This window comes from Enterobacter sp. ZOR0014, assembly GCF_000798855.1.
Taxonomy (GTDB): Bacteria; Pseudomonadota; Gammaproteobacteria; order Enterobacterales; family Enterobacteriaceae; genus Enterobacter; species Enterobacter kobei.
In genome coordinates, this window is record NZ_JTLF01000193.1 from 25,792 (window position 1) to 37,789 (window position 11,998).

Consider the following 11,998-nt stretch of genomic DNA (forward strand, 5'->3'; position numbering starts at 1 on the left):
TTCACCTGCCGTTATCACCAGTAAATACGCTTGCTAACTTTTCGTAAGCTCGGGCTCTGCTGCCCTCTTTTATTCAGTTAGTCTTCATCGTTTTTATTTAGGGAGCTTTTCCATGACATCCGCTCGCGCGGGAACGACTGACCCGCTTGAATTTCTTGGAGCCCTCGCCATCCTGGGCATTATGCTTCTGCTTGTTGCATGGCTGTTCTTGCCTGAGTTTGTGTACTGGTCATGTTTCATTTTGCATACCCTGTGGGGCATGGCTGATTTTGGCCCCTTCCACACCTGGGCCGCACCGCGTTATAACCTGCTGGCCGTCACCGCCAACAATGCCGAAAACATCACTTACGATCAGTGGATCAACGTGATGAAGCAAACGACGGTGATCCTGATGATATTCCTCATTCCCCTGTCTACCGCTTCGCTGTGGAGCTGGTTATGCCATCCTGCACGAAACTGGCAAACGCGACGGGTACTCAATATCAGCACGCTGCCCTTCGCTATGGAAACCATTTCCCCTGCAATTGCCCCCATTCTTAATGAGGGGGATTCCAGTCGCCTGTTGCTTGATAAACGTCGTCCAGAAAGACGTCCGGCACAAAGCCCTGAGGGTTTCGCTGAAGAGCATGAACTCATCAGTAATATGCAGCTCGATGTTGCCCGCTGCAGGGCTGTTTTTATGGCCCAACTGGGGCGTCCACTTAATGGATGGAAAAGTCTCGCCCCTCATGAAAAGGCATTATTCGCAATATTCGGCCTTCAGTATTTCCTGGATGACCGACCGGCCGCACGTCAATTAATGGATGTCCTGAACCGCTCCTGTCGGATAAAAAGCCGCCGTGATAAGGGGAAATTCTCAGTTCCGGTCTATGCGCTGGCGAGAACCGCTTTTAAGCGCGTCATCCAGAGCGAAGGCGCGAAACAGTGGTTGCGTGAGCACCGTTACGTCAGAAGTGGTCTGGTCTGGCTGTACGCGCATGATTTACGGCTGACACCACCTAACTGGCTATGGCTAAAGGGGGTAGACCGCCCACTCTTCTATGCCCTGCACCGGGCAAACACCACCAAAGGATTTATTGAAGGTGCAGGTATCGTCGCCGTCGCCCGCACCGAGAGCGAGGCTATCCGACTTGGCCTCCCCTGCCCGCAAGCCTGCGTCGATGAAGCCATTGAGGGATTGCGCATCGATATGCTGTCTCTGGGGCTAATCTGGAACGAACCTCAGCCAGACCGCGACCGCAGGCGTCGCATCCGGACCAACTGGTCACTCACGGAAGACGTCATCACTCGCCCGGGTGACGATGACGATCTCATCTTCTGAAATTTCGCTCATTTCTGACGCTAATTATCTTACTGTCTACTGGAGTCTCATTATGTCGCTGGAAAGCACCTACACCACCTTTCGTTGTAACGACACCATTGTGGTTTTACATCAACACGGACATGGTGTTCCTCAGGCCCTGTTCACCTTTCGTGAGCCTCAGCGTATGGCCATCCACGATAAAAAGCTCATCGCTTTTTATCCATATTCAGCAGAAGCCGTGACACTTCTTGATGACCCGATGCACGATGCGGCGGAAGTCTTCAACACCATAGCGCGACACCTCAAAACCCAGAGTAAGGCAATAATGAAACGCCGTATTAAGTCCCTTGCCCTGTTTGTGAGCGGCGCGCTGATAGCATCTTCGTTATGGCTCCTGGGTGCGGATAACCATTTCTCACTCAATGTGGGAAACCAGACACTGACTATCCCGGCAGAACCAGGCGCAATCGCACCGGCCCTGCCGCGGCAGACTGTTGCTGTTCAGGAGCCAGCCAACCCGGCGGCAGGCAATACAGTCATTCAGGCTGCCCAGGCTGAATCCGACAACATGCAGAATATTATGAAGGAAAGTCATAAATCCTTACCGGCTTCGCCTTCTGAAGCCCTGAAAACAGCACCGGCAGCGGTAACGTCAACCACATCAGTAAAAAAAGAAGCGACGGAACAGCCAGCGCGACAGAAGATGGTGGAAATACTGAAGCGCAGTACCGATCGCGGTCTGTTCACCATCCAGCTCTCAACCGGGCATGAGCGTACGCTGTACGCATTCCTCGATCCAACCTGTGCGGTCTGCAGAAGTATGGAGCCGGCAATCGAACAGCTGGCGCAGCGTTACAACGTTGTTGTATTCCCTGTATCAGTCGTGAATGACGGCGGCGATGCTGTAGAGAAGATCATTCCGGTTTTATGCGAGAAGGACCAGACAGCTCGTGCTGTTGCATGGAGTGATCTTTTCCGACCGGACGCAGGTATGCTGGTTCCGGGACAGACAACACCTCCACAGATGAGCTCAGACTGTTCCGCGTCGGCTCAGGCCGTAGTAGCCGTAAACGATACTGGCTTCCGCACCTTTGGTTTTTCAGGTACGCCGACAGTGCTGACTGACACTGGCATTCGCCTGGCAACGGGCATGCTGACCGCGCCGGATAAAATTGATCACTTCCTGAAAATTACAGATCCAATGTCACCAGAACAGGTCGACCGCTTTGTGAGTTCCCTCAGTATCCAGGAGTAAACCATGAATTATACGCCCGTTAACCAGGCGCTCATGAAGCGCAATGCCTGGAACTCCCCTGTTCTTGAGCTTTTGCGCGACCACCTGCTGTATGCCGCAATTATGGCAGGAAGTGTGGTGGCGGGGTTTATCTGGCCACTCGCCATACCGCTTTTGCTTTTGCTGGCCATCGTGGCCAGCATCAGCTTTGGAACACACCGCTGGCGTATGCCCATGCGAATGCCTGTCCACCTGAATAAAGTAGACCCCTCTGAAGACCGGAAGGTACGGCGCAGCCTGTTCAGAAGGTTCCCCTCACTGTTTCAGTATGAAACAACGCAGGAAAGTAAAGGTAAGGGAATATTCTATCTCGGCTACAGGCGAATGAATGATATCGGACGCGAACTCTGGCTCACCATTGATGACCTGACCCGTCATGTGATGTTCTTTGCCTCGACCGGTGGAGGCAAAACCGAAACCATCTATGCGTGGATGCTCAATTCATTTTGCTGGGGTCGGGGCTTCACCTTTGTTGACGGCAAGGCGCAGAACGACACGGCGCGCACCTGCTACTACCTGGCCCGCCGCTTTGGGCGTGAGGATGATGTGGAGTACATCAACTTCATGAATAGCGGCATGTCCCGCAGTGAGATGATCCACAACGGTGATAAAAGTCGGCCACAGTCTCACCAGTGGAACCCCTTCTGCTATAGCACTGAGGCCTTTGTTGCTGAGACGATGCAATCAATGCTGCCGACCAACGTACAAGGGGGAGAATGGCAGTCCAGAGCAATTGCAATGAACAAGGCGCTGGTTTTTGGCACAAAGTTCTACTGCGTCCGTGAAAACAAAACCATGTCGTTGCAGCTGCTGCGCGAGTTTATGCCACTGGAGAAACTGGCAGAGCTTTACTGCCGTGCCATAGACGATCAATGGCCAGAGGAAGCTGTCTCTCCGCTCTATAATTATCTGGTAGACGTACCGGGTTTCGATATGGCCACCGTTCGCCAGCCTTCAGCCTGGACAGAAGAGCCGCGCAAGCAGCACAGCTACCTGACTGGGCAGTTTCTGGAAACCTTCAACACATTTACGGAAACGTTCGGTAATATCTTCGCTGAGGATGCCGGTGACATTGATATTCGCGACAGCATTCACAGCGACCGGATACTCCTGGTCCTTATCCCGGCAATGAACACCTCTCAGCACACAACCTCTGCACTGGGGAGAATGTTTGTTACCCAGCAGAGCATGATACTGGCCCGGGACCTGGGACATCGTCTGGAAGGGCTAGATTCCGAAGCTCTCGAAATCACCAAATACAAAGGCCCCTTCCCCTACATGAACTATCTCGACGAGGTGGGAGCCTATTATACCGAGCGTATTGCCGTTCAGGCCACACAGGTACGTTCCCTGGACTTTTCTATCGTCATGATGAGTCAGGACCAGGAGCGCATTGAAAGCCAGACCTCAGCCACAAACGTTGCCACCCTGATGCAAAACGCCGGCACTAAGGTTGCGGGTAAAATCGTAAGTGATGATAAAACGGCAAAGACAATCACTAATGCCGCAGGACAGGAAGCCCGGGCGAACATGGTCAGTCTGCAACGGCGTGACGGTATCATTGGTACCTCCTGGATCGATGGCGACCACATCAATATTCAGATGGAGAACAAAATCAATGTGCAGGATCTGATTAAATTGCAGCCAGGTGAGAACTACACGGTGTTTCAGGGCGATCCGGTTCCGGGAGCATCCTTCTACATCGAGCCGCAGGACAAAACGTGCAATGCACCCGTCATTATCAACCGATACATCACGATTAACCCTCCGAACCTTAAGCAACTACGTAAACTTGTTCCACGAACAGCGCAGCGCCGTCTTCCGGCTCCGGAGAACGTCAGCAAAATCATTGGTGTTCTGACAGAAAAGCCCTCGCGTCGGCGTAAAGCGGCAAAAGCTGAACCCTGGAAGATAATCGATACCTTTCAGCAGCGTCTGGCCAATCGCCAGGAAGCGCATAATCTGATGACTGAATATGATACGGACCACCGTGGACGGGAAGAAAACCTCTGGGAAGAAGCGCTGGAGGTAATCAGAACAACCACTATGGCGGAACGTACAATACGGTACATCACGCTTAATAAGCCTGAATCGGAACCGACGCAAGTAAGCGCTGAAGAAATTCAGCTCGCACCAGATGCGATACTGAGAACGCTGACACTCCCGCAGCCGGCTTATATTCCTCCTTCCAGATATCGAAACGAGCCATCTATCTCCCCGAAACTGCCTGATTCACCACATCCGGATATGGAGTGGCCAGAGTGATAGTTCAAAAAAATTGTCTTGTTTCAGGAACCGCTGCCGATAAACAAAATGATATAGAACTGAAGGAAATGAAATGAAGAAGCTACTATTTGCCGCCCTCTTTGGTTTTTCATGCGTTGCCGCTGCAGCGCCCCAGCCCGTTATCGACACCGATGCCGTGGCGCAACTGACTGAAATCCGTAACATCCTCCTCACGAACCAGCAGAAGGTGTACGCCTGCTCCGATGGCGAGAAGCTTTATACTGTTGGGTTGCAGATAAAGCATGATGGTTCTGAATACAAATGTGTTTTAAAGAAAGACCATGCTGAATGGGAATTAGTCCCACGCATCGCATTCAACTAAATAAGGCCGCGAAAGCGGCCTTTTTTTTGACCTGATTATACTACCCTCCGGATTGGGCACAGATTCACACTATCCCGTTCTGCTGGCAGTACGGGAAATTGATAAGTATGATTGATAAAACAGGGGGCAGAGAATGAACATTCCTAAACAGACACTGGTTTTATCTATTGCAGGTTGCTCACTTCAGTTATTCTTTATTTTCGCTTCTTTCATAGGTGCTGATGATAGTTTTGCTGTTTTCTGGACATCATGCGGCTTTGCCTATGTATTGCTTGCGTTCCATGTAGTCACGGGCATTGTCGCTTGTTATGACATAAAACATCCTCTAAAAGTTTAAAAGGCCGCATTTGCGGCCTTTTTTATTTCTTATCTGCGGGCTAAATTCCATCTGGTCCCCGAATGCTTATAACGGTGAAGGTGGTTTCCAGTTTGGTCCTGACTCATTGCGCACAGCTTCTGTATTACTCCCCTGATTCGTCATTTCAGCAAAGCGCATCTCGCTTTCAACACGCACCTGGTCGACCTCCGGTCGCGAGATCTGGTATTCACCTTCATCACGGTGGTTCACATTGTGCCATGCCACCATTTTGGCAAAAGCTGTATTGAACTGTTCATTATCCCCTTCCGGCGCCATCGCGACGCTCGGAGAACGGCTGAAGAGAACCGGCGCGACTTTGACCATATCCCGCTTAAGCGCATCGTAATCGCCACTGTTCCGGAAAATAACCCTGTCGCCATAGTCGGTACAAATATGGCGGCCTGTCTCCGGATCGCGGAACTGGACGCGACCGTTCTTCTTAAGTGAAGCCCGCAGGCCAGGAACACCGGAGTACATCGGCGTTCCGCCTGGCTCACAGATAACGACACATCGGTTGTCTGTTGTGGATTTCACCGTATTACCACGACGATCCCGGTAATCCCATCCTCTCAGCTGCGATATCGCAGCCTTGTCACCTTTCACCGCTTCAGCTTCAACCCACTGCCGGTAAGACGGCGGATACCATTTCCCCTGCCCGATAAGCTCAGCTCGTTCAGCCTTCATGGTTTCTTTCAGCGCAATCAGTGCCTGCATGCGCTGAAGCTCTGCAATATGATAATGCAGCTTCCTCACCAGAGGGTCACGATGTTCGATGCGGATGCGCGCTTTACGCATCCTGCATTCGTCATGAATCGCCTGGTAACGTTCACGGCCATGCAAATCAGGGCGCTGCCAGTTAGCCCGCCAGGCTGCATAACGGGCTTTCAGATCTTCTCGCGCAGCTGCGCGCGCTTCGCGACGCTGGCGACGCAATTCAGGATCACGCTTCATACCCGGAATATCGCGGTCGCTCACGGCCAGTTCCGGATTGTAACGGCTGACCGGCTTAACACGTTCAAAGATGTCTGCCGGCACCGAAACAAACGAACCAGCATGGGGTTCCGAACGCGCAAGCGTCAGATCAGGATGAACGTGGCTGGCCTTTACAGGGGTCTGTTCGTGATTGTAAGCGTCCATCACAACCAGGCCCTGCTGCTCGCGCATCAGCAACAGACCCTGACGCGCCAGTAGCTCATGACAGCGTTCCCAGGTAAATTCACCACTACCGATCAGCATCTCTATATCCTGACGGCAGTGTGAAACCGCATAGCCCCAGAGGCTTTCCTTATCAGAGAAAATCTCACGTTTCAGCGCCCCCTGCGGGCCCGAACCTGTTCGCAGTTTTCGCCATTCCCGATCGGAAACTGGAGTGGCTTCCAGACCGCCACCGGTGAACTGTTCCGCAGGGGGAACCTGCTGGAAAATGTCTTTCGGTACCGGCTGCCAGCCTCCTTTATACGAGTCCAGAATAGCCTTCGTTAGCGCAGGCCACACACGTTCCGCCCTGACAGGTGTACGCGTTGAGTCATACCCGTCACAAATTACCAGACGGTCATGCTGTTCTTTCAGATACAGTCCAGACTGTGCCAGAAGCGTATGCACTGACTGTATGGTTCGCTGCGTTGGATCCTGATCAAGTGCAATCAGCGGCGCCCGTAAACGTGCGATCGCATAGTCGGATAAGGATTCTTTCTCTGTCATCCGTTCAGGGCGAGACGGCATAATAATCTTGTCTGGTTCATAGCGGCCGACAGCCGGAACTTGCGTGAAAATGTCCTGTGCAGGAGGAACAAACTCACCCAGTTTACGAATAAGTTTATCGGTATCAAAGGCGTGTCCAAACGCAGAAAGCGTAACGCCAGGACGTTCACGTTCCCAGCCGTCCTTCACTTTTAGCTCGCCGCTCTCCTTTGTCAGGAACAGACCTTCTTTCGCAAAACGCTGATGGAGAGAAGGCCAGTCGGTCACCGGTGACTCCCGTAAACCAGCTATTGCCGTGTCAGCGATATATTCTCTCAGGCTCTGATTACGGCCACGTTTCCAGGCACTTTGACGATCGCGTTCAACAGAAGTACGACGAACAATACGATTATCAGGGGCAATCACATAGCAACCATTGTCAGGTGAAAACCCATGTTTAAGCTCCAGTTCACGACAGGCCTTACTCAGTTTTTCCTGGCTGTAAGCAAGACGGTTAAGATAACCAGTCTCCGGATGTACGCGATTTACAGCGATGTGAACGTGGAGGTTATCTGTATCAGTGTGAACGGCAGCAACGAACTGATGGCCCGCTAAACCGAGACGGGAAAGTGTATGGCTGACCGAATCGTAAATCTGTTCAGGACGCGGGCTTTCGTGCGATTGCCAGCTCAGAATATAGTGGAATACAGGGTCGCTTTTGTTGTGGGCAAACTTCGCTTTACGTGCGGAGAACTCCATTTCTTCAGCTGCACTTTCAATTGATGTGCAGTTGTGGAAACAGGTCACACCGTAAAAATTCACCCATTCCCCGCCGTCAGGCATCACGTCAACCAGCGAGATAAACGACTCATCGCGCAGTTTAGTAGCGTAGTCAACCAGACGGGAAAAGCGACTGCTGTGCGGCATTTCTGGCTTTGTTCCGGAAGCTTTCACGGCTTCCATTAAATCATCATCGCGCGGTTCATCACGAACAGAAACGTACGACACCAGGTCCCCAAAGGAGGACTTGCCGTCCTGTCGTTTCGGTGGAATAACCGGGATCATGATGTTGTTCTTCTCTCCGTGCTAATCGTTACTCATGAGTTTTTTTCTGAGCGTGGTCGACAGTTCTGTTATTGCGACAAGGACCGTGGAGTACTCTTTATCCCCCACTCGTTTCCCTTCAACAAAGAGATGCTTTTGCAGTCTCCCCAGCCTTAAAAGCTCGGTCATAAAGCTGTCGTCGATGAGTGAAATCATCTTTCTGTTCATCGCTGCGTTACGGATATAAGCCGATACGCTTTGCCCCACTGCTTCCGCTTTCTGTTCAATCTGTTCGATTTCATCCGGCGTGAATCTCAGGGTCTTGATTACGGTTTTCTGCCGTTTATCACTTCCCCTTCGGGATGCTTTGTCGCTCATGTGTGCTCCTTACTCGGGTGTCGGGGCGGAGCCCTGACCAGGTGGCATTTGTAATATCGTGCGTGCGCGGTATTACAAATGCACATCCTGTCCCGTCTTTTAAGCCATTATACGCTTCGCTGGCTGTTTCGCCTAGTGGCGATTTGACGGCATAGGCAGTGCGGAGCACTGCCACTTTTTAGTGGTCAATGTTATGATTTGGATGACAATATTCTGAAAGGGGTAAGAAGATGAGTAAGAAGGCGTTTTATTCAGATGAAGATATCGAGCTGGCAAAGGTTGCTCTGGCTGGTTTACCGGATCTGACACCTCAGCGCAAATCACAAAAGGAATTTTTGGATGCAATCCGTGATGACCTGTTAGCACTGGTCAAGACCAAAGGTTACACGGTCTCAGACATTAAAGAGACACTAAAAACCACGGGGTATGAAATCAGTGAGAGAGCACTTCGTGAAATCGTTCGTGATGCTGATAAAAACAAACCAGCCCGTAAAAATCGCAGGTCGACGGCAGGAAGTTCGTCATCACCAACGAAATAATTCCTGCATCCTGAAGATGTGATGTACTGATATTTTTCTTACCAGGATGAATTATTTTTTCAACCTGGTAAGAAGGAAGATGATGTAGAAATTACCATTCAAACGTCGGAACGTCTGCCAGCATTTCTCCCCATGAAGTAAAATGAACCATGCTGATGTCAGCCTTTATCATGGCAGTGTAAATCACTATTCTCGCCGCTTTTGAAATACCATGACGTTTCAGAACTAGAAGCGGATAACTGACGGCATCAACACGAATGATGTAACCCAGATCGGATTCATGGATCCATTCGCTTTCATACTCGGCGTGACATAGTTCGCTCAGAATCTCGCTATCCCTCCGCGTAATATGGCTCAGACTACATTCCAGAACAGAACGCAAAACTTTGTGATTAAGTTCAGTACGCTGTCCCCATCCTAGCGATGCAGTAACATCCTCCCATGTCCATTTAGGGTTATCAGGAACCTGAGCAGTAAGCTGTTTAAATGGCAAGCTAAGTGCCGTCGACAGGTTCAACCCTGAGGCAATAATACGCGGATAAAGTTCACTGGCTGTACATGAGGAAATCAGTTCTCCATTCACAAAGAGAGCTTCATCACCGTTATCAAGACGGATACAGGCGACGCCATGAGGCGCACGGGATATGTAGTGAGGCATGTTCAATTCCTTTCAAAAATGTGCCGGATAATACTCCGGCACTGTTTTTTATGAAAATTCGCCCCGTTGCAGGGCGGTGGTTATCAGGCGTACGCGCGGGAAAGCTCAAGTGTACTCAGGACGTGATCCCATTCAGCCCCGTTAAGTGCTGGAATATGGATCGGTTTATGAATACGCCCACAACGGACAAGTGATGTCCCCAGTTGTTTCAGATGTGGCGCGATAGCGTCTGGTTTCAACGTTTCACGGATTTTCCGTGGATGACGTGTTTTTACCCTCTCCTTTACAAAGTATTCGCGACATGCGACGATGAACTGGTCTTTCATAGTGCCTCCTCAGAGTCATTGTGATAACGAGCTGTTACAGCAGCCCGTGTAAACAGGCAGGGCACCCGCCCTGCTTTTTTATTGCCAGTCTTCCGGCAATATCCTGCGCGTCTTACGACGCAAATCTTGCAGGCCATCCGGCCTTTTCTGCCGTCGTCCTTTTCCGTTTTCTTGCAATGAGGGAAATGCCTTCATTACGCTAATGCCCTGACAGGGTGACGATGGAAAGCAGGGGTGAAGGACAGATTATTTGGAGCCTGCGAGAAAAAATCTGGACGGAAAGCGTCAGCGTCCCTTGCTGAACAGAGGCGCTCTGTCAGAGTGCATAAGTAATGAAAGGCTTTCACGGCAGAAACGGACAGGACGGCAGAAGGCGCCGGTTATTCCGGCGTTCCCTTGCGGCCGCCGTGGCGGTCAGTGGGAGCGGCGCTGCCGGAACGGCAGCTGCAAGCGGGATAGGTTCAGGTATCGCTTGCTATCCGTCAGGACGGAGACGCGTGCGGCTCCGCGTAGCGCGGTGGGCGTACGGCCACCACGCGAAGTGCAGGCGACGACCCGGCAGCGACGGGGAGCCGAAGGTACCCAGATGTCAGTCCTGACAACATGCTTTTCGTCGTCATTTAGCATCAAATTAATCCACAAAAAAAATCCATAAAAGTGCAGAATCTGCACTTTTTTCATATGTACTTTTCCACAAAAAAAACACTAAAATAAGTGCAGAATCTGCACTTATTTAGGTATCAGAAAATGACGGGTTACGAACTTCGTTTATGGCGAAAAGGTATGAACTGGAGCAGTGACAGGGCTGCCGAAGAGCTTGGAGTCAGCCTGCGAACATGGAAAGTTTACGAGAAGTCGGAAAAGGTATCGCGGGTTGTAGAGCTGGCAACCGTAACACTTTCTATCGCTGCTGCTGTTCCTTCCTTCGGACACCGGAAAACCACCAAAGAAAAGATAATTACCATGATCCAGACACTAACCGGCGCAGCTGGACTCATCGGGAGGCGCTGAGCACCTCCCCTGTCCTTATCAGGCGGCTTTCGATATATCGCGCATAAAGTCCATCATGGCTTTAAGTCTGCGCTGAGTGTTCAGCTTCGCTTCAAAGTCGTTGAGATAGTAAACAGGCGTATAACGTACACGATTGAACTGCATCGTGAGCGTGTTCCCTGTCACCACCTCCGCCGCAATCCCCAAAAGAGACAACTGGATAAATGCCATATCGGCAGCAACCGGATCAATATCGATGCAACTGGCGAACAGGTGCGCGGACGGATTGATATCAGCCTCAAGCAGACATTCAGCATAGGCAATAATCATTCCTGCCGAACCGCAGGCCGGATCGCTTATCGTCGCGATACCCTCCCGCGTGACCGTCTCTTTAATGCCGGAAACCAGCATTCTGGCCATCATTGACTGGACAGAATAGGGGGTAAAATATTGCCCCATACCTCCCGATCCCAGCTCAAGCTCCATAAAAATTGAGCCGATGAAGTCATGGAATTTAGCCTCCAGCGCACACACCATCAGGCGGAACAACTCATGAAAATTGCGGATATCGTCAGCGTCGTATCGCGCGCAGACCTTCCGGCAGTTTTCCGCGTTCTCTGGCGTTCTCACCCGCGCAATATCCAGTTCGCTCGCGGCAAGTCTGACAAAATCGCTGAATACATCCCAGCGGTGAAGGTGGCGGGCAGTCTGGTTAAACAGACTGATAAACTGCTTACGCGCGGTGTCGATGCTGATAAGGCGCGGGAGGGCTGGCTCGGACTGGACAGCCGGAGCCGCCTGCACGACAGGGCGGGCGGCT

General features: G+C 51.3%; 12 protein-coding genes. 7 read left to right on the forward strand and 5 right to left on the reverse strand.

Annotated features, from left to right (window positions below):
• The first annotated feature begins 112 nt into the window (after window positions 1-112).
• The 5 genes from L977_RS10675 (at window position 113) to L977_RS24500 (ending at window position 5,542) form a co-directional block, all read left to right on the forward strand.
• Window positions 113-1,321, forward strand: coding sequence for a secretion/conjugation apparatus DotM-related subunit (locus L977_RS10675; RefSeq protein WP_047625723.1), 1,209 nt, complete (start codon window positions 113-115; stop codon window positions 1,319-1,321).
• Window positions 1,302-2,558, forward strand: a complete 1,257-nt coding sequence (locus L977_RS23160; RefSeq protein ID WP_154299600.1) for a thioredoxin fold domain-containing protein — start codon at window positions 1,302-1,304, stop codon at window positions 2,556-2,558. The genes L977_RS10675 and L977_RS23160 overlap by 20 nt, the downstream gene beginning before the upstream one ends.
• Window positions 2,559-2,561: 3 nt before the next feature.
• Window positions 2,562-4,862 (forward strand): F-type conjugative transfer protein TrbC, encoded by a 2,301-nt coding sequence (gene trbC, locus L977_RS10685; protein WP_065189805.1) that lies wholly within the window; start codon window positions 2,562-2,564, stop codon window positions 4,860-4,862.
• A 73-nt stretch (window positions 4,863-4,935) separates the two neighbouring features.
• Window positions 4,936-5,205, forward strand: a complete 270-nt coding sequence (locus L977_RS10690) for a hypothetical protein (RefSeq protein WP_022650007.1) — start codon at window positions 4,936-4,938, stop codon at window positions 5,203-5,205.
• A 133-nt stretch (window positions 5,206-5,338) separates the two neighbouring features.
• Window positions 5,339-5,542, forward strand: a complete 204-nt coding sequence (locus tag L977_RS24500) for a hypothetical protein (protein ID WP_133147680.1) — start codon at window positions 5,339-5,341, stop codon at window positions 5,540-5,542.
• 66 nt (window positions 5,543-5,608) lie between these two features.
• Here the strand turns inward: L977_RS24500 and L977_RS10695 are convergent, their stop codons facing one another.
• Both L977_RS10695 and mobA read right to left on the reverse strand, forming a co-directional pair.
• On the reverse strand, window positions 5,609-8,308 hold the full coding sequence (locus tag L977_RS10695) for a relaxase/mobilization nuclease domain-containing protein (RefSeq protein ID WP_047625724.1): 2,700 nt from the start codon (window positions 8,306-8,308) through the stop codon (window positions 5,609-5,611).
• A gap of 21 nt (window positions 8,309-8,329) precedes the next feature.
• On the reverse strand, window positions 8,330-8,665 hold the full coding sequence (gene mobA, locus L977_RS10700) for a plasmid mobilization protein MobA (protein WP_047625725.1): 336 nt from the start codon (window positions 8,663-8,665) through the stop codon (window positions 8,330-8,332).
• Window positions 8,666-8,895: 230 nt separating this feature from the next.
• Between mobA and L977_RS10705 the strand changes: the two genes are divergently transcribed.
• Window positions 8,896-9,204, forward strand: a complete 309-nt coding sequence (locus tag L977_RS10705; RefSeq protein WP_047625726.1) for a hypothetical protein — start codon at window positions 8,896-8,898, stop codon at window positions 9,202-9,204.
• Between the two features lie 91 nt (window positions 9,205-9,295).
• Here the strand turns inward: L977_RS10705 and L977_RS23165 are convergent, their stop codons facing one another.
• Together L977_RS23165 and L977_RS10715 are read right to left on the reverse strand one after the other, a co-directional pair.
• Entirely contained in the window at window positions 9,296-9,862 is a 567-nt protein-coding gene (locus tag L977_RS23165) for a DUF5983 family protein (protein WP_052192621.1), read from the reverse strand.
• Window positions 9,863-9,945: 83 nt separating this feature from the next.
• Window positions 9,946-10,188 carry a hypothetical protein gene (locus tag L977_RS10715; protein WP_022650012.1) on the reverse strand — a complete coding sequence of 81 codons (243 nt, stop codon included), beginning with the start codon at window positions 10,186-10,188 and terminating at the stop codon, window positions 9,946-9,948.
• A 783-nt stretch (window positions 10,189-10,971) separates the two neighbouring features.
• Here L977_RS10715 and L977_RS10720 point away from each other — a divergent pair.
• Entirely contained in the window at window positions 10,972-11,199 is a 228-nt protein-coding gene (locus L977_RS10720) for an XRE family transcriptional regulator (protein ID WP_369794051.1), read from the forward strand.
• Between the two features lie 18 nt (window positions 11,200-11,217).
• On the opposite strand, the gene L977_RS10725 is transcribed toward L977_RS10720, so the two are convergent.
• A complete protein-coding gene (locus tag L977_RS10725; protein ID WP_081987733.1) occupies window positions 11,218-11,982 on the reverse strand; it encodes an N-6 DNA methylase in 765 nt (254 codons plus the stop codon).
• Between the last annotated feature and the right edge of the window lie 16 nt (window positions 11,983-11,998).